Annotated in this window: 12 protein-coding genes, 3 rRNA genes and 1 pseudogene; 3 read left to right on the plus strand and 13 right to left on the minus strand. The window is 66.8% G+C overall.

The genetic code is table 11. The annotated features are described in order from the left end of the window. Window position 1 precedes the first annotated feature (1 nt). Window positions 2–625: an NUDIX domain-containing protein gene (locus tag IE160_RS07525; RefSeq protein WP_224744410.1), complete on the minus strand. Its 624-nt coding sequence runs from the start codon at window positions 623–625 to the stop codon at window positions 2–4. Continuing rightward, complete coding sequence (pyrG, locus tag IE160_RS07530) at window positions 622–2,331, minus strand: CTP synthase (protein WP_179872045.1); 1,710 nt, start codon at window positions 2,329–2,331, stop codon at window positions 622–624. The genes IE160_RS07525 and pyrG overlap by 4 nt, the downstream gene beginning before the upstream one ends. A 252-nt stretch (window positions 2,332–2,583) precedes the next feature. Between pyrG and IE160_RS07535 the strand changes: the two genes are divergently transcribed. Both IE160_RS07535 and IE160_RS07540 read left to right on the plus strand, forming a co-directional pair. Next, on the plus strand, window positions 2,584–2,973 hold the full coding sequence (locus IE160_RS07535; protein ID WP_191150695.1) for a type IV pilin protein: 390 nt from the start codon (window positions 2,584–2,586) through the stop codon (window positions 2,971–2,973). A 31-nt stretch (window positions 2,974–3,004) separates the two neighbouring features. Further along, a complete protein-coding gene (locus tag IE160_RS07540) occupies window positions 3,005–3,889 on the plus strand; it encodes a hypothetical protein (RefSeq protein ID WP_191150696.1) in 885 nt (294 codons plus the stop codon). 49 nt (window positions 3,890–3,938) lie between these two features. On the opposite strand, the gene recN is transcribed toward IE160_RS07540, so the two are convergent. From recN to tyrS, 10 genes are all read right to left on the minus strand, one after another. Further along, a complete protein-coding gene (recN, locus tag IE160_RS07545) occupies window positions 3,939–5,639 on the minus strand; it encodes a DNA repair protein RecN (RefSeq protein WP_179872047.1) in 1,701 nt (566 codons plus the stop codon). After that, window positions 5,636–6,559, minus strand: coding sequence for an NAD kinase (locus IE160_RS07550; protein ID WP_179872048.1), 924 nt, complete (start codon window positions 6,557–6,559; stop codon window positions 5,636–5,638). Before IE160_RS07550 ends, recN begins: the two co-directional genes overlap by 4 nt. 72 nt (window positions 6,560–6,631) lie before the next feature. Next, a complete protein-coding gene (locus IE160_RS07555; RefSeq protein WP_191150697.1) occupies window positions 6,632–7,453 on the minus strand; it encodes a TlyA family RNA methyltransferase in 822 nt (273 codons plus the stop codon). Further along, complete coding sequence (locus IE160_RS07560; RefSeq protein ID WP_191150698.1) at window positions 7,450–7,698, minus strand: hypothetical protein; 249 nt, start codon at window positions 7,696–7,698, stop codon at window positions 7,450–7,452. The genes IE160_RS07555 and IE160_RS07560 overlap by 4 nt, the downstream gene beginning before the upstream one ends. Window positions 7,699–7,700: 2 nt before the next feature. After that, window positions 7,701–8,720 (minus strand): HAD-IIA family hydrolase, encoded by a 1,020-nt coding sequence (locus tag IE160_RS07565; protein ID WP_179872051.1) that lies wholly within the window; start codon window positions 8,718–8,720, stop codon window positions 7,701–7,703. After that, window positions 8,707–9,711, minus strand: a complete 1,005-nt coding sequence (locus IE160_RS07570; RefSeq protein WP_179872052.1) for a hypothetical protein — start codon at window positions 9,709–9,711, stop codon at window positions 8,707–8,709. Before IE160_RS07570 ends, IE160_RS07565 begins: the two co-directional genes overlap by 14 nt. A gap of 110 nt (window positions 9,712–9,821) precedes the next feature. Next, window positions 9,822–9,938, minus strand: a 5S ribosomal RNA gene (rrf, locus tag IE160_RS07575). A gap of 148 nt (window positions 9,939–10,086) precedes the next feature. Beyond that, window positions 10,087–13,202 (minus strand): 23S ribosomal RNA (locus IE160_RS07580). Window positions 13,203–13,651: 449 nt separating this feature from the next. Continuing rightward, a 16S ribosomal RNA gene (locus tag IE160_RS07585) occupies window positions 13,652–15,174 on the minus strand. The 16S, 23S and 5S rRNA genes sit together here, the layout of an rRNA operon. A 574-nt stretch (window positions 15,175–15,748) precedes the next feature. Then, the gene (gene tyrS / locus IE160_RS07590) at window positions 15,749–17,059 is read right to left on the minus strand and encodes a tyrosine--tRNA ligase (RefSeq protein WP_179872053.1); all 1,311 of its coding nucleotides are present in this window, start codon (window positions 17,057–17,059) and stop codon (window positions 15,749–15,751) included. Between the two features lie 144 nt (window positions 17,060–17,203). Here tyrS and IE160_RS07595 point away from each other — a divergent pair, with 144 nt between their 5' ends. After that, on the plus strand, window positions 17,204–17,788 hold the full coding sequence (locus IE160_RS07595) for a DNA-binding protein (protein ID WP_179872054.1): 585 nt from the start codon (window positions 17,204–17,206) through the stop codon (window positions 17,786–17,788). On the opposite strand, the pseudogene IE160_RS07600 reads toward IE160_RS07595, so the two are convergent. Next, window positions 17,760–18,322, minus strand: a pseudogene (locus tag IE160_RS07600) (DNA-3-methyladenine glycosylase). The gene IE160_RS07595 and the pseudogene IE160_RS07600 overlap by 29 nt on opposite strands. Window position 18,323 lies beyond the last annotated feature (1 nt).

Below are 18,323 nucleotides of genomic sequence, written 5' to 3' on the forward strand. Positions count from 1 at the left end.
GTCACTCCCGCGTGCGGCGTGCGTGCTCGGCGAGGACCGCCGCGAGGAAGATGCCGTTGTGCACGCGCCCGGCGAGCACCGCGTCGACTGCGGCGGCGAGCGGCACCCAGCGCGGCACGATGTCGGCCTCCTCCGCCTCGCGCGCGAACACCTCGTCCGTCGCGGTCAGATCGGTCGCGCGGAACACGTGGATCACCTCGTCCGACCCGCCCGGCGAGGTGTGCAGAGTGATGAGCGGCTCCCACGAGGCGGCCACGAGATCGGCCTCCTCGGCGAGCTCGCGCTGCGCCGCCTCGAGCGGCGGCTCCCCTTCGACGTCGAGCAGCCCCGCCGGCAGCTCCCAATTGCGCATCTGGATGGGGTGCCGGTACTGCTGGATGGTGAGAACGCGGTCCGACTCGTCGATCACGAGCACGGCGACCGCTCCGGGATGCTCCATGAACTCCCGCGTGAGGGTCACGTCTCCGTACGCGAAGTCCTCGCGACGGATGTCCCACACGACGCCGTCGAAGGCGACATCGCTGCGCAGCACCTCGACGCTGCGCGCCTCGTCTCGGAGCTCCCGGGCATCCTCACCCCGAGCATCCACGACCGCCGCATCGTCACCCGCAGCGTCGGCGCTCACGCGGCCGAACCCGCCTCGTCGTCGAACAGGCGCGAGGCCTTCTGGCGCGCGATCGCCGCGTCGATGAGGCCACGGAACAGCGGGTGCGCCGCTGTCGGCCGCGACCGCAGCTCGGGGTGCGCCTGCGTGGCCACGTAGAACGGATGCACCTCGCGCGGCAGCTCCACGTACTCGACGAGGGAGCCGTCGGGGCTCGTGCCCGAGAAGGTCAGACCCGCCGCCGCGATCTGCTCGCGGTAGGCGTTGTTGACCTCGTAGCGGTGGCGGTGGCGTTCGTGCGAGACGTGCGAGCCGTACAGCTCGGCGACGATCGAGCCGGGGGCGAGCGCCGCCTCGTACAGGCCGAGGCGCATCGTGCCTCCCATGTCGCCTGCCGCGATGATGTCGACCTGCTCGGCCATCGTCGCGATCACCGGGTACTCGGTGTCGGGGTCGAACTCGCTGCTGGATGCGCCCGGCAGGCCCGCGACGTTGCGCGCGTACTCGACGACCATGCACTGCAGGCCCAGGCACAGACCGAGCACGGGAATCTCGTTCTCGCGCGCGAACCGCAGGGCGCCGAGCTTGCCCTCGATGCCGCGCACGCCGAAGCCGCCGGGAACGCACATGCCGTCGAGCTCCGACAGGTGGCGGGCGGCGCCCTCGGGCGACTCGCACTCGTCGGAGGGGATCCAGCGGATCGCGACCTTCGCCTGGTGCGCGAAGCCGCCGGCCCGCAGCGCCTCGGTGACGGAGAGGTAGGCGTCGGGCAGGTCGATGTACTTGCCGACGAGGCCGATCGTGACCTCGCGCTTGGGCTCGTGCACCGCCGTGAGCAGATCCTTCCACCCGTCCCACACGACGTCGCCGGCGACGAGGTCGAGCTGGTCCATGATGTAGGCGTCGAGCCCCTGGCTGTGCAGCATCGACGGGATGTCGTAGATGGAGGGCACGTCGACGGCGTTGACGACCGCGGCCTCCTCCACGTCGCACATGAGGGCGATCTTGCGGCGGTTGCCGCTCGACACGGGCCGGTCGCTGCGCAGCACGAGCGCGTCAGGCTGGATGCCGATCGAGCGCAGCATCGCGACGGAGTGCTGCGTGGGCTTCGTCTTCTGCTCGCCGCTCGCGTTCATGAACGGCACGAGCGAGACGTGCACGAAGAAGACGTTCTTGCGGCCGAGCTCGTGGCGCACCTGGCGCGCGGACTCGATGAACGGCTGCGACTCGATGTCGCCGACCGTGCCGCCGATCTCGGTGATGATGACGTCGGGCTTCGGGTCGTCCTGCGCCTGCAGGCGCATGCGGCGCTTGATCTCGTCGGTGATGTGCGGAATGACCTGCACGGTGTCGCCGAGGTACTCGCCACGCCGCTCCTTCGCGATGACCTCCGAGTAGATCTGCCCGGTCGTGACGTTCGCCGCCTGGCTGAGGTTGAGGTCGAGGAACCGCTCGTAGTGGCCGATGTCGAGGTCGGTCTCCGCCCCGTCGTCGGTCACGAAGACCTCGCCGTGCTGGAAGGGGTTCATCGTGCCGGGGTCGACGTTGAGGTACGGGTCGAGCTTCTGCATGACGACGCGCAGGCCGCGCGCGGTGAGCAGGTTGCCGAGACTCGCGGCGGTGAGGCCCTTGCCCAGGGAGGAGACGACACCCCCGGTCACGAAGATGTGCTTGGTGACGTGCTCGAAGTCTCGCCCGTCAGAACCTGTCTCAGAAGTGTCCGCCACGGGGTTTCATCGTATCCGACTTGCGGGCCGACGGCTCCCGACGCGCGCACCGCTCCCGTCGGCACCCTCCCGGGCCCTCCCCCGGAGAGGGGATTCTGCGCTCGAGATCGGTGAGGCATCATCGAGGGTGAGTCTGGTGCTGCGGTCTCGGAGACCTGCCTGCCCTCGTCACTCGACGCACCACCAGGAGGGAGCCACGTGATACTCGCCCACGCCACCGCTCCGCGCACCGCCCAGCGGTCGCGGCCATCCGTGCCGACCCCCGATGGTGGCTTCACGCTCATCGAGCTCCTCGTCGTCGTGATCATCGTCGGCATCCTCGCCGCCGTCGCCGTGCCGATCTTCATCGGCCAGCAGAATCAGGCGCACAATGCGGTCGCGACGAGCGACCTGGTGAACATTCGCACGGCCCTCGTCGCCTACTCGGTGGAGCACGAGGGCAGCTACACGAGCGACGCCAACGATCTCGCCGACTACGGCTTCGCCACCTCGACGACCGCCGCGCCCGTCATCACGATCGCCGCCGGTCGCTTCTGCATCGACGCGACGTCTGACTCGTCGGCGACGTTCTTCGTCACCGACGACGCCACCGTCCAGTCGGGCACGTGCGCGACGAGCGGAGACCCCGACTTCACGTCGTGATGCAGAGTGAGAGCGGGCGTACGCTGGGCGCATGATGCGCAGGCACTCGCTCACCGCCTCCGCGACACTGCTGGGGGTGCTGCTGATGGCGGGATGCGCGGGCTCGGGCGGCACGCCCACCTCCGTCGCTCTCTCCGACGAGCAGGGCATACCGTCCGACGCCCCGGTGAGCGAGCCGTGGAACGACTCCGACTGGCGCGGCGAACCGCTCGCGTGGGTCTCCGACGGCGGCGACACCCTCACGGTCGTCACCTTCGGCAGCTCGTCCTGCCCCTACATCGCCGTGCGCATCGAGATGCTCACCGCGAGGCAGCTCGCGATCGACTTCGAGAAGGCGCGCGCCGAGGCCTGCACCGACGATCTGGCGCCCCGCACGCACGTGTTCGCCGTACCGGAGGGTGTCGACGCCGCCTCGGCAGGCCTCGAGGTGGAGATCTCGCTCGCCGATACCGCATTCGGGCCGGCCGAGCCCACGGTGGTGAGTGTGCCGGTCCTGCCGCTGGGGAGCGCGGCTCCTGAGGACCCGGCCGAGGAGCCCGTCGACTCGATCGCCCTCGAGGTCATCCGCGGCACTCCCGCCGGCATCGAGCTCGACGAGGCCGACCTCGAGCGCGGTGAGCCGCTCGCGTTCTGGGGCGAGGCCCGCGAGACGATCCACGTCGTGACGTGGGGCAGTTCGGGCTGCCCGCCGATCGCCCGCAGCCTCCAGCCTGCGGAGCCGGGCATCCTCGTGCTCGACTTCGCGCCGAACCCCGCCGAGTTCTGCACGGCCGACTTCGCGCCCACGACGCACGTGCTCGCCACGCCCGAGGGAATCACCACGGACGGCATCGACACTGACGACCTCGCCCTCGCAGTCACGATCGAGGAGCGCGACGGAACGGTGGCCGAGTTCCGCGTACCGGTGCGCGGCTGAGCGCGCGCGGGCGGGGCGGCAGTAGAGCGGCAGCGGTGCCGGGCCGCGGCTAGCTGCCGACGAGCTCGCGCGCCGTCTCGAGCAGCTCGCGCGCGTGCGTGAGACCCGTCTCGCTGTCGGGCAGGCCGCTCAGCAGTCGCGCCATCTCGGCGACGCGCTCCTCGCCGCCGAGCTGCTGCACGCTCGACGCCGTGACGGTGCCCGCGCTGTCTTTGACGACGCGCAGGTGGTTGGTGGCGAAGGCCGCCACTTGCGCAAGGTGGGTGACGACGATGACCTGCGAGCTCTGCGCGAGGCGTGCGAGGCGCCGCCCGATCTCGATCGCGCTCGCGCCGCCGACGCCCGCGTCGACCTCGTCGAAGATGAACGTCGGCACGGGGTCGGTCGCGGCGATGACGACCTCGAGCGCGAGCATGACGCGCGACAGCTCTCCCCCGGAGGCACCGCGCCCGAGGGGTCGCGGTTCGGCTCCGGGATGCGGCTGCAGCAGGATCGCGACCTGGTCGCGCCCGCTCAGCGTGTGCTCCTCGCGCGTGGTGACGTCGACCGTGATGCGGGCTCCGCTCATCGCGAGGGCCGCGAGCTCGCCCGTCACGCGCTCGGAGAGCCGGATGCCGGCCGTGCGGCGCAGGTCGCTGAGTCGATCGGCGAGCTCGCTCACGCGCGCGCGGTCGGCGTCGACCTCGCGCCGCAGGGCGTCGATGCGATCGCTGTCCTGGTCGAGTTCGAGCAGGCGGCTGCTGCCCGAGTCGAGGTAGTCGATGACCTCGTCGAGGCTCGGCCCGTACTTGCGCATGAGGGCGGCGAGCTCGGCGCGGCGCTCCTGCACCGTCTCGAGCTCGCGCCCGCCGTCGGTGTCGAGCGAGGCGAGGTAGCTCGCGAGCTGCGTCGCGAGCTCGCCGACGACGAAGCCCGCGTTGGCGATCGACTCGGCGATGGGCTCGAGTGCCGGGTCATGCCCCGAGACGCGGTCGATCGTGCGGCGAGCCGTCTCGAGCAGGGCGACGGCGTCTCGTGCCTCGTCGAGGCTCTCCGAGGAGATGAGCTCGTGCGCCTGCGCAGCGGCGAGTCGCAGGTCCTCCACGTTGGTGAGGCGCTCGGCGCGAGCGGTGAGCTCGTCGTCCTCGCCGCGGCGCGGCGCAGCCTCCTCGATCTCCGTCATCGCGGCGCGCAGATCCTCCGCCTCACGAGCGCGGCGGTCGCGGTCGGCGACGAGCACGTCGAGCTCGGACTGCGCGTCCATCCAACGGCGGAAGACCTCCTGGTAGTCGCCGAGCACGTGCGCGAGCTCGGGCCCGGCGAAGCGGTCGAGAGCCTCGCGCTGCGCCGTCGACGACTTGAGCCGCACCTGGTCGCTCTGCCCGTGCACGACGACGAGCTGCTGCCCGATCTCGTTGAGCACGCCCACGGGGGTCGAGCGCCCGCCGACCACGGCGCGCGAGCGGCCCTCCTGCGAGATCGAGCGGCTGAGGATGAGCGCACCCTCGTCGAGGTCTCCCCCGGCATCCCGCACGCGGTCGGCGACAGCGCCGCGCTCGTCGATGCTCCAGTGCCCTTCGACGAGGGCCTGACCGCTGCCCGAGCGGATCGCGCCCGTGTCGGCGCGGTCGCCGAGCAGGAGGCCGAGGGCGGTGACGACCATGGTCTTGCCGGCGCCCGTCTCGCCCGTGAGCGCCGTGAAGCCGGGCCCGAGGGGAAGCCGTGCCTCGCCGATGACGCCGAGGTGGCGGATGGAGATCTCTTCGATCACGAGTCGCGGGCCTCCTCATCGATGGGGCCCCGCCAGCCGGTGGTCGGCAGGGCGAACTTGTTGACGAGCCGGTCGGTGAACGGGCCCGTGTGCAGGCGCGCGAGGCGCACCGGCGTGGGTGAGCGGCGCGAGATCACGCGCGCCCCCGTGGGCAGCTCAAAGGCGCGGCGGCCGTCGCACCACAGCACTCCCGTGCCCTGCGTGCGATCGAGCACCTCGACCGCGAGAGAGGAGTCGGGCCCCACGACGATGGGCCGCGCGAACAGCGCGTGCGCGCTGAGCGGCACGAGCAGCATCGCGTCCAGGCTCGGCCACACGATGGGGCCGCCGGCGGAGAACGCGTATGCGGTCGAGCCGGTCGGCGTCGACATGACGACGCCGTCGCAGCCGAAGCTCGAGAGCGGACGACCATCGACCTCGATGACCACCTCGAGCATCCGCTCGCGGCTCGCCTTCTCGACCGTCGCCTCGTTGAGCGCCCACGTCTCGTAGATGACCTCGCCACCGAGCTTGACGCGCACGGCGAGCGTCATGCGCTCCTCGACGAGGTAGTCGCGGTCGAGCGCGCGGTCGAGGGCGGCCGTGAGGTCGTCGCGCTCGCTCTCGGCGAGGAAGCCGACGTGCCCGAGATTGACGCCGAGGAGGGGCGCCGAGCCTCCGCGGGCGAGCTCCGCGGCGCGCAGGATCGTGCCGTCGCCGCCGAGCACGATGACGAGCTCGAGCTCGCCGACGGCGACGTCGCGCCCGAGGACGCGCACGTCGTCGACCTCGGCGGCGACCCGCAGCTCCTCCGCCGAGTCTTCGGCGACGACGGCGACGAAGCCGGCATCGCGAATGTGGTGCACGGCGCGCACGGCGGCCGCGAGCGACTCGGCGCGGCCGGTGTGGGCGACGACGAGAAGGTGGCGGTCGGCGGTCACGAGGACTCCTGGGTGCTGCGGTCTGCGGTGCTGCGGTCAGGGGTGGTGCTGCTGTCGGGGGTGGTGCTGCTCTCAGACCCCGCGGGCGTGCGCGAGAGCATCCACGTGCTCCCTCCATTGTGTCGGACTCCGACCGACAGTCGGCCGGAAGACCGCGAGAAACTCCAGATTGCCGTGCACACCCGCCAGTGGGGAGGGGGCGATCGTGTCGGCGGCGAGTCCGACGTCGTGCGCCGCCCACAGCACGCTCATGATCGCCTCCGCGCGCTCGTCGGCATCACGCACGACCCCTTCGCGGATGCCCTGCCGACCCACCTCGAACTGCGGCTTGATCAGCAGAACGAGCGGCACCGCGGTGCCGACGGTGGCGACGATCGCCGGCAGCACGAGCGTGAGGGAGATGAAGCTCAGGTCGCCCACGACGAGGTCGGGCCGCTCGGCGACCCCGCTCACCGTCGCCAGGCGCTCGGCGGTGAGGGCGCGAGCGTTCTCCCCCTCGACGACGACGACACGCGCGTCGGCACGCAGCAGCGGGTCGAGCTGACCGTGCCCCACGTCGAGCGCGATGACCTGCCGCGCGCCGCGCTCGAGCAGCACCTGCGTGAAGCCCCCGGTCGAGGCGCCGAGGTCGAGTACGAGGGCTCCCTCGATCTCGAGCGGGGCGCCTCCGCGCGCGGTCGCGTCGAGGGCGGCGACGAGCTTGTGCGCGGCGCGGCTGACGTACCCGTCGTCGGCGTCGATCGTGAGCGCAGCATCCGCCGAGACGGGATGCGCGGGCTTGACCACCGCGCGCCCGTCGACCCGCACGCGACCCGCCTCGATCGCTGCGCGGGCGGCGGTGCGGGATCGCGCGAGCCCGTGCGACACGAGTGCGACGTCGAGTCGCGTGCTCACGCCGTGCGCGTCGGCTCGACGCCCGGAGCGTCGGTCGCGTCGAGCTCCGCCCTCAGCTCGTCGTGCAGCTGGCGGAACGCCGCAGCCCGATCCGCGAGGGGTCGCTCCTCGATGAGGGCGAGTCGCGAGAGCAGGCCGTCGTCCGGCTCGGCGACCTGGCTCGACTCATCGGCTCTCGAGCCGCCAGAGGTCGGCGCCTCGACCTGCGCCGACATCATCGCCTCGCCGTCGCCGTCGCCGTCCATGGTCACGAGCGTATCGCGAGCTCGCGCAACTGCTCGTCGACGTCGAGCCCGAAGATCTGCAGGCCTGAGGCGTGGATGACGGCCGCGCCGGCGCGGAGCAGATCGAGCGGATCGCCCGCCCGGGCGACGCGCACCACGTGCTGCTTCATGCGCACGACGGCCTTGCCGACCTCGACCGTGCGCACGCCGTCCTCGACGCTCTCCCGCGCCTCCGGATACGGCTCGAAGAGCTGCCGCAGGTCGGTGAGGATGTAGTCGGGATGCTGGCCGGCGGGCGCCGCGAGCACCTGCTTGGCGCGGTCGATGCCCGTGAGCACGAGCGCGGTCGCCATGCCGGCGCGGTTGCCGCCGAGGATGTCCGTGTCGAGGCGGTCGCCCACGACGAGGGCGTTGCGAGCCCCGAACCGCTCGGCTGCGACGTCGAAGATGGGCTTCTCCGGCTTGCCGGCGAAGACGGGCAGGCGACCCACGGCGAGGTGCACGGCCGAGACGAGAGTGCCGTTTCCGGGCGCGATGCCCCGCGCGACGGGGATGGTCCAGTCGGTGTTGGTCGCCACCCACGGAATGCCGGTGTGCAGGGCGAACGACGCCTCGGCCAGGTGCTCCCAACCGACGTGCGGCGCGAACCCTTGAATGACGGCCGCGGGGTCGTCCTCCGCGGAGCGCGTCACCGTGAACCCCGCGTTCTCGACCTCGCTCACGAGGCCGTCGCCCCCGACGACGAGGATGCGCGAGCCGGGCTCCACGAGATCTGCGAGCACGCGCACCGCGGCCTGCGGGCTCGTCACCACATCGCTCGCGGCGACGGAGAGACCGAGCTCTCTCAAGTGCTCGGCGACGGCCTCGTCGGTGCGAGAGGCGTTGTTGGTGATGTAGCCGACCCGCACGCTCTCCGCAGCGCGCGTGATGCTCTCGACCGCGTGCGGGATCGCCCCCGGCCCCGTGTAGACGACGCCGTCGAGGTCGAGGAGCAGAGCATCCCGCTCGGTGAGCGGCGCGGGCCGACGCTTACCGAGCGGCATCGTCGCCCTCCGCAGCACCAGCTTCTTCCTCGACGATCTCGATGGTGTCCTCGTCGGGCGTCGCGCCGCCGGCCGCAGCAATGGCCGCGGCGGCGACGTCGGCCCGACGTGCCCACTCGTCCGCCTCCTCCTCGCGCCCGAGCTCGGCGAGGACGACAGCGTAGGAGTCGAAGAGGGCGGGACTGTAGCGGTAGGCGGTCGTCGGGTCGAGCTGCGGAATCTCGAGCTCGAGCAGTGCCTGTTCGGTCTGCCCGAGGTCGAGGCGCGCGCCCGACATCGCGATCGCGAGCTCGACCCGCGCGGCTTCCGTCAGTGTTGCGCGGTCGACCGAGCGCGCGAGCTCGAGCGCCTTCTCCGGGCGCCCGAGACCTCGCTCGCAGTCGACCATGAGCGGCAGCTGCTCGTTCGAGCCGGAGATGCGACGGTACGTGCGCAGCTCGCGCAGCGCGAGCGCGAAGTCGCCGTTCGCGTAGGCCGTGATGGCGTACGTCTCGCGTGCCACCGCGATGCGGCCTGCGCGACGCGCAGCGGCCGCCGCGTGCCGATGGGCGAGCGCGGGGTCGTCGTCGATCAGCTCGGCCGCCATGACGAGGTGCTGCGCCACGCGGTCGGCATTCTCCTTCGCGAGCGTGCGCAGCTCGTTGCGCGCGTGGCGGTCGAGCTCCTTGCCGGTGACGTGCTCGGGAACCGGCGGGTCGTCGTGCCGCGGGCGGTCGTTGTCGCCTTCCGGGCGGCCCGGGCGATCCGGTCGGGATGCGCCCGCCGGCCGCGGGCCGCGGTAGCCCGCGCCATCGCGCCGCGGCGCACCGTCGCGCTGAGGTGCCCCGCCACGTCGCGCCGCACCCTCACGGGCGGGCGCGCCGTCTCGGCGAGGGGCAGCACCGTCTCGGCGCGGGGCAGCGCCATCGCGCTTCGGAGCATCGTCGCGACGGGGTGCGCCGTCGCGCTTCGGCCGGTCGTCGCGCCGTGGACGATCGGGGCGTTCAGCCATGGGTGACTCCCTGGGTTCGAGACTCGTCAACCACGCGGTGAGGTCGACGAGCGTGCTGGTGCGTTAACGCAAAATGGCCACCCATCACTGGGTGGCCATCTCACAAAGAAGTCCGGCGGTGTCCTACTCTCCCACGAGGTCCCCCTCGCAGTACCATCGGCGCAGAAGGTCTTAGCTTCCGGGTTCGGAATGTAACCGGGCGTTTCCCCTTCGCTATGGCCGCCGAAACACTATTGATTTATCAATCGTTTACGGACAGACATGCAGAGCACTGTTCTCACAGCGATCCTGTCTGAGCGTAGTTCTCGACCGTAAATCGAGAACCACAAAGTGGACGCGAGCAGCAAACTCATTCCCCTCACAAGGAGGGAGGTTGTTGTCAAGTTATCGGCTTATTAGTACGGGTCAGCTGCGAGGGTCTTTAGTCCCCTCTTCCACATCCCGCCTATCAACCCAGTCGTCTGGCTGGGAGCCTCTCACCATAAATGGTATGGAAGTCTCATCTTGAGGCCGGCTTCCCGCTTAGATGCTTTCAGCGGTTATCCATCCCGAACGTAGCTAATCAGCGGTGCTCCTGGCGGAACAACTGACACACCAGAGGTTCGTCCAACCCGGTCCTCTCGTACTAGGGTCAGATCCTCTCAAACTTCCTGCGCGCGCAGCGGATAGGGACCGAACTGTCTCACGACGTTCTAAACCCAGCTCGCGTACCGCTTTAATGGGCGAACAGCCCAACCCTTGGGACCTACTCCAGCCCCAGGATGCGACGAGCCGACATCGAGGTGCCAAACCATGCCGTCGATATGGACTCTTGGGCAAGATCAGCCTGTTATCCCCGAGGTACCTTTTATCCGTTGAGCGACAGCGCTTCCACAAGCCACTGCCGGATCACTAGTCCCGACTTTCGTCCCTGCTCGACCTGTCAGTCTCACAGTCAAGCTCCCTTGTGCACTTACACTCGACACCTGATTGCCAACCAGGTTGAGGGAACCTTTGGGCGCCTCCGTTACTTTTTGGGAGGCAACCGCCCCAGTTAAACTACCCACCAGGCACTGTCCCTGAACCGGATTACGGTTCGAAGTTAGATATCCAGAGTGACCAGAGTGGTATTTCAACAATGACTCCACGAACACTAGCGTGCCCGCTTCACAGTCTCCCACCTATCCTACACAAGCCACACCGAACACCAATACCAAGCTGTAGTAAAGGTCACGGGGTCTTTCCGTCCTGCTGCGCGTAACGAGCATCTTTACTCGTAGTGCAATTTCGCCGAGTTCGCGGTTGAGACAGCTGGGAAGTCGTTACGCCATTCGTGCAGGTCGGAACTTACCCGACAAGGAATTTCGCTACCTTAGGATGGTTATAGTTACCACCGCCGTTTACTGGGGCTTAAATTCAGAGCTTCGCTTGCGCTAACCCTTCCTCTTAACCTTCCAGCACCGGGCAGGCGTCAGTCCGTATACATCGTCTTGCGACTTAGCACGGACCTGTGTTTTTAGTAAACAGTCGCTTCCCACTGGTCTCTGCGGCCTTCAACGCTCCGGGAGTAAATCCCTTCACGAATCCGGCCCCCCTTCTCCCGAAGTTACGGGGGCATTTTGCCGAGTTCCTTAACCACGATTCTCTCGATCTCCTTGGTATTCTCTACCTGACCACCTGAGTCGGTTTGGGGTACGGGTGACTAGAACCTCGCGTCGATGCTTTTCTCGGCAGCATAGGATCACTGATTTCCCCCGTGAGGGGTACGCATCGGATCTCAGGCTATGTGAACGACGGATTTGCCTATCGTTCGCCCTACATCCTTACACCGGGACAACCATCGCCCGGCTCAGCTACCTTCCTGCGTCACACCTGTTAATACGCTAGCCGCACCAGCGTAGGGTCGAGTGCTAGCCCCGGCGCTCCTCCCCGAAGGGATCGGTCACCGGTATTCGGACTCTTAGCATTACTGGATTAGCTTGGGCGGTTCTTCGTCAGTACGGGAATATCAACCCGTTGTCCATCGACTACGCCTGTCGGCCTCGCCTTAGGTCCCGACTTACCCAGGGCGGATTAACCTGGCCCTGGAACCCTTGGTCTTTCGGAGGACGGGTTTCTCACCCGTCTTTCGCTACTCATGCCTGCATTCTCACTCGTGTGGCCTCCACGGCTGGTTCACACCGCCGCTTCTCTGGCCACACGACGCTCTCCTACCGATCCGCACGGCTGGACCACGAAGGCCTACCTATTATGCGAATCCTACGACTTCGGTGGTGTGCTTGAGCCCCGTTACATTGTCGGCGCGGAATCACTTGACCAGTGAGCTATTACGCACTCTTTCAAGGGTGGCTGCTTCTAAGCCAACCTCCTGGTTGTCTATGCAACTCCACATCCTTTCCCACTTAGCACACGCTTAGGGACCTTAGTCGGTAGTCTGGGTTGTTTCCCTCTCGACAATGAAGCTTATCCCCCACTGTCTCACTGCTGCGCTCTCACTTACCGGCATTCGGAGTTTGGCTGACGTCAGTAACCTTTTGGGGCCCATCGGCCATCCAGTAGCTCTACCTCCGGCAAGAAACACGCAACGCTGCACCTAAATGCATTTCGGAGAGAACCAGCTATCACGAAGTTTGATTGGCCTTTCACCCCTATCCACAGCTCATCCCCTCAGTTTTCAACCTAAGTGGGTTCGGTCCTCCACGACGTCTTACCGTCGCTTCAACCTGGCCATGGATAGATCACTTCGCTTCGGGTCTAGGACATGCGACTGAATCGCCCTATTCAGACTCGCTTTCGCTACGGCTACCCCTCTCGGGTTAACCTCGCCACATATCGCTAACTCGCAGGCTCATTCTTCAAAAGGCACGCCGTCACAGCTACTAGGGCTGCTCCGACGGTTTGTAAGCAAACGGTTTCAGGTACTATTTCACTCCCCTCCCGGGGTACTTTTCACCTTTCCCTCACGGTACTTGTCCGCTATCGGTCATCTGGGAGTATTTAGGCTTATCAGGTGGTCCTGACAGATTCACACGGGATTTCTCGGGCCCCGTGCTACTTGGGATACTCTCCGGGCCATTACGACATTTCGACTACGGGGCTGGCACCCTCTGTGGCTGGCCTTTCAAGACCATTCGTCTATATCGCGCTGTAACCCTTACTGCTCGGCAGAGCAGCGGGAAAGTCCCACAACCCCGACCATGCAACGCCTGCCGGCTATCACACATGATCGGTTTAGCCTGATCCGCGTTCGCTCGCCACTACTGACGGAATCACTGTTGTTTTCTCTTCCTGTGGGTACTGAGATGTTTCACTTCCCCACGTTCCCTCTACCCGCCCTATATATTCAGGCGGGAGTCACTGGGTCGCACAAGTACGCCCAGCGGGGTTTCCCCATTCGGAAATCCTCGGCTCAAAGCTCGCTTATCAGCTCCCCGAGGCTTATCGCAGATTGCTACGTCCTTCTTCGGCTCCAGATGCCAAGGCATCCACCGTTTGCTCTTAGAAACTTGACTACATGAGTTTGAATCGATCGTGCATCTCGCGCCCGAAGGCGTTCGACGCAGACCAATGATCTATATCTCTTTCGAGATGTTTGATCGTAGATCCGAGGTCTTGCGACCTCAGTTCTAAGATGCTCGCGTCCACTGTGTAGTTCTCAACATACGGTCGGTACCGCTCCTGTCGACGACTCCGAAGAGTACTGTCTAGTCGATCAGATCGCGGTCCGAGGAATCGTGTCTCGAGGTCACCCTCGAGGCCCGGTCCCTCAGGACCCAACAGCGTGCATGTGGCCAGCTCCTGCCAGCTGCCGTTCCAGCACCCCGAAGGATGCGTACTGAGCTGCCGGCTCTCGCCGACCACCAAAGTCAAAGTTCCACCCATGAGCTACCGGCTGGGAACGTATGCCCCAGATCCGGCTTCTGGCTGCACTCGCCGAAGCGAGACAGCAGATGCTCCTTAGAAAGGAGGTGATCCAGCCGCACCTTCCGGTACGGCTACCTTGTTACGACTTAGTCCTAATCACCGATCCCACCTTCGACAGCTCCCTCCTTGCGGTTGGGCCACTGGCTTCGGGTGTTACCGACTTTCATGACTTGACGGGCGGTGTGTACAAGGCCCGGGAACGTATTCACCGTGGCGTTGCTGATCCACGATTACTAGCGACTCCAACTTCATGAGGTCGAGTTGCAGACCTCAATCCGAACTGAGACCGGCTTTTTGGGATTCGCTCCACCTTGCGGTATTGCAGCCCTTTGTACCGGCCATTGTAGCATGCGTGAAGCCCAAGACATAAGGGGCATGATGATTTGACGTCATCCCCACCTTCCTCCGAGTTGACCCCGGCAGTCTCCCATGAGTTCCCACCATTACGTGCTGGCAACATAGGACGAGGGTTGCGCTCGTTGCGGGACTTAACCCAACATCTCACGACACGAGCTGACGACAACCATGCACCACCTGTTTACGAGTGTCCAAAGAGTTGACTATTTCTAGCCCGTTCTCGTATATGTCAAGCCTTGGTAAGGTTCTTCGCGTTGCATCGAATTAATCCGCATGCTCCGCCGCTTGTGCGGGCCCCCGTCAATTCCTTTGAGTTTTAGTCTTGCGACCGTACTCCCCAGGCGGGGAACTTAATGCGTTAGCTGCGACACAGAAACCGTGGAATGGTCCCTACATCTAGTTCCCAACGTTTACGGCATGGACTACCAGGGTATCTAATCCTGTTCGCTCCCCATGCTTTCGCTCCTCAGCGTCAGTTACGGCCCAGAGATCTGCCTTCGCCATCGGTGTTCCTCCTGATATCTGCGCATTCCACCGCTACACCAGGAATTCCAATCTCCCCTACCGCACTCTAGTTTGCCCGTACCCACTGCAGGCGCGAGGTTGAGCCTCGCGTTTTCACAGCAGACGCGACAAACCGCCTACGAGCTCTTTACGCCCAATAATTCCGGACAACGCTTGCACCCTACGTATTACCGCGGCTGCTGGCACGTAGTTAGCCGGTGCTTTTTCTGCAGGTACCGTCACTTTCGCTTCTTCCCTGCTAAAAGAGGTTTACAACCCGAAGGCCGTCGTCCCTCACGCGGCGTTGCTGCATCAGGCTTGCGCCCATTGTGCAATATTCCCCACTGCTGCCTCCCGTAGGAGTCTGGGCCGTGTCTCAGTCCCAGTGTGGCCGGTCACCCTCTCAGGCCGGCTACCCGTCGTCGCCTTGGTGGGCCGTTACCTCACCAACTAGCTGATAGGCCGCGAGTCCATCCCAGACCGAAGTTCTTTCCAGCTACTGATCATGCGATCGCAGCTCGTATCCGGTATTAGACGTCGTTTCCAACGCTTATCCCAGAGTCTGGGGCAGGTTACTCACGTGTTACTCACCCGTTCGCCACTAATCCACCAGAGCAAGCTCCGGCTTCATCGTTCGACTTGCATGTGTTAAGCACGCCGCCAGCGTTCGTCCTGAGCCAGGATCAAACTCTCCGTAAATGTTTGATTGCCGAGCAGCTCGAAAGCCGCTGGCACATCTAGTGCTCCGATCGCCACCGAAGTGGTGAACCGGCGCGAGTTTGTCTGACTGAAGTTCGAATATCTACTGACATTCTTGTTTCAATCCAAAGGAATCTCATTCGACTGACCGAGGTCAGCCGACGAGGTTATTTGGCATTGACTTAGTGCACGCTGTTGAGTTCTCAAGGATCGGACGCTCCAGACCTTCGGCTTCTCAGCCGTCGCAACTGGGCAACTTCCCTAGCATATCCGCCCGAGAGATCCGATGCAAATCGGTGATCTCGGTGACCAGGTGTTCTGGCGGACTGAGCCCGATCGATCGAATCGATCTGTGGAGGCGGACTTCCCATCCTACTTGGCGATGAGCGCACCAGCAAGTGGCTGCTCTGTCTTGGAGGATGTGTCCCGCTTGAGGCCGACCTGCTGTTCCGCTGGCCGCACCTTTGGGGTGACAAGAGGAAACATTACGGGCGCATGACGTACGGGACAAATCTCGGCGCATCCCGGGCGTGTCGCGCTCGTGCGACCGGGCGTTCGCGGCCCCCGCGACCCCTCAGGAGTCGCCGAAAGTCAGGCCTGCGAGGGTCTTCTTGCCCCGTCGCAGCACCGCCGCCCCGCCCGCGAGGGCGGCCCCGGCGAGAGTCTGGTCCTCCCCCGACACCTTCACGTTGTTGAGGGAGACGCCGCCCTGCGCGATCGCCCGCCGGGCCTCCCCCGCGCTCGAGCACAGGCCCGTCGCCACGAGCGCGTGCACCACGGTGTCCGACTCAGCGACACGCGCCGAGGGCAGCTCCGCGACCGCCGCGGCGAGGGTTGCGACGTCGAGCTCGGCGAGGTCACCCTGGCCGAACAAGGCCGCTGAGGCGGCAATGGCCGCGGCCGCGGCATCCTCACCGTGTACGAGCGCCGTCACCTCGAGAGCGAGCCGGCGCTGCGATTCTCGCCGGAACGGCTCGTCCGCGACCTTCGCCGCGTACTCCTCGATCTCCGCGCGCGTCAGGAACGTGAAGACCTTGAGCCGGTCGATGACGTCCGCGTCGTCGGTGTTGAGCCAGAACTGGTACATCGCGTAGGGGCTGCACATGACCGGGTCGAGCCAGATCGCGTTGCCCTCGCTCTTGCCGAACTTCGTGCCATCGCTGTTCGTGATGAGCGGCGTGCCGATCGCGTGCACGCTGCGCCCCTCCGCGCGATGGATGAGGTCGGTGCCGCTCGTCAGGTTGCCCCACTGGTCGCTGCCCCCCGTCTGCAGCACGCAGCCGTACTGGCGGTGCAGCTCGAGGTAGTCGTAGCCCTGCAGGATCTGGTAGCTGAACTCGGTGTAGCTGATGCCGGCGTCGGAATTCAGCCGTGCCGCGACCGCGTCCTTCTTGAGCATCGTGCCGACGCGGTAGTACTTGCCGACGTCGCGCAGGAAGTCGATGGCGCTCAGGCCCGCCGTCCAGTCGAGATTGTTGACCAGACGGACGCCGGTCTCACCCTCGCTCGGCAAGAACCGGCCGACCTGAGTCTGCAGGTAGCCCACCCACTCGGCGACCGTCTCCCGCGTGTTGAGCTGACGCTCGGCCGTCGGGCGCGGGTCGCCGATGAGGCCCGTCGACCCGCCCACGAGAGCCAGCGGACGGTGGCCCGCCAGCTGCAGGCGGCGCATGAGCAGCAGCTGCACGAGATTGCCCAGGTGCAGGCTCGGCGCCGTCGGGTCGAACCCGCAGTAGTAGGTGATCGGCGGGCCGGCGAGCAGCTCGCGCAGGGCATCCGCATCGGTGGAGACGTGCACGAGACCGCGCCACACGATCTCCTCCCACACCGTCTCGAAACTCGAATCGTTCTGCGGGGGCGCGAGGGTCACGGGTGCGGCGGTCACCGCGTCAGAGTATCAGCGGCGAGTCGACCGCCACCCGCGGGCGGGCGGGCATCGACGCCCGATCGCGCTCTGCGCGGCGCAGCCGGCGCCCGGCACGAATCCACCCTCTAAGGTTGATCGCGAGGAGGATCGATGCTCGTTATGATGGCCGCTCCACTCGGGCGGGCCGACCCCGCTGGAGCCACCCGCGCTCTGCTCGACCTGCGCGCCCGCTTCGACGGCGACTACCCGCTCGCACCCGACGCGACCGACAACGGCGAGCTGCGAGCCCTCACCCCGAGCCCGCGTGCGGCACTCGAGACCGTGCTGCACCTCGCCCGCGCGCGGCAGTGGCAGGTGGGCCTCGGTGCCGGCGCCGTGCGCACTCCCCTGCCCGCCAGCATGCGCGACGCCGCGGGGCCCGGTGTCATGGCCGCGCGCGACGCCCTGGATGCGGCGGCTCGGCGGGCCAGCCGCTGCGCGATCCGCGGGGACGGGACCGCGCCCGTCGAGCCGCTCGACGCGCTGCTCGATCTCATCCTGGCCCATCGCGAGCGCTGGAGCGGGCAGGGCTGGCAGCTGCACGACCTCCTCGAGGCCGGCGGCACGCAGGCCGACGCCGCGCACACGCTCGGCATCACACCGCAGGCCGTGAGCAAGCGCGCTCGAGCCGCCGGGCTGCGCGTCGACGCGGAAGCGCGCATCGCCCTCGCCGACCTGCTCAGCGCGGCCCTGCGCCCTTCCGCCTGACCGCCGCACGGTACACCGACACGGTCGACTCGCCGTCGAGCCAGAACCGCCACTGATACTCGGCACCGCCACCCGGGCCGGCCACCCCCACCCGCGGTCCGCGAGCGACGAACGCGGGCGCCGGGGCCGGCTGCAGCTCGAGGCGCGGGCCGTCGGCCGCGACGTCGTCGACGGGAGCGAGCAGTGTTCCCGAATCGGCGAGCGTGACGCCGAGCGCCTGCGCGAGCCGCGCCGGCCCCCGCGCGAGATCGCGATGCGGGATGCTGCGCTCGGGCCTCCCGCTTCGCCGGCGCTCGAGGGCCGCCTCGGCACCCGCGACGACCTCACCAGCGCGCAGCAGGAGCGCCCCCGCCCGGCCGGGGGGGGGCCGCACACGAGGTTGACGCACGTGTGCATGCCGTACGTGAAGTACGCGTAGACGTGCCCCGCTCCCGCGAACATGGGGCGCGTGCGCGGCGTCTCTCCGCGGAATGCGTGCGAGCCGGGGTCGTCCTCGCCGCGGTACGCCTCGACCTCCGTGAGCCGCACCGTCACC

The sequence above is a fragment of the Chryseoglobus sp. 28M-23 genome (genome assembly GCF_014789785.1).
Classification (GTDB): domain Bacteria; phylum Actinomycetota; class Actinomycetes; order Actinomycetales; family Microbacteriaceae; genus Microcella; species Microcella indica.

Excerpts from the sequence above, each read along its gene's own strand:
- IE160_RS07595 (WP_179872054.1), top strand. The coding sequence starts at position 17,204 with ATGGCCGCTCCACTCGGGCGGGCCGACCCCGCTGGAGCCACCCGCGCT.
- IE160_RS07570 (WP_179872052.1), bottom strand. The coding sequence starts at position 9,711 with ATGGCTGAACGCCCCGATCGTCCACGGCGCGACGACCGGCCGAAGCGC.
- IE160_RS07540 (WP_191150696.1), top strand. The coding sequence starts at position 3,005 with ATGATGCGCAGGCACTCGCTCACCGCCTCCGCGACACTGCTGGGGGTG.
- IE160_RS07560 (WP_191150698.1), bottom strand. The coding sequence starts at position 7,698 with ATGGACGGCGACGGCGACGGCGAGGCGATGATGTCGGCGCAGGTCGAG.
- IE160_RS07565 (WP_179872051.1), bottom strand. The coding sequence starts at position 8,720 with ATGCCGCTCGGTAAGCGTCGGCCCGCGCCGCTCACCGAGCGGGATGCT.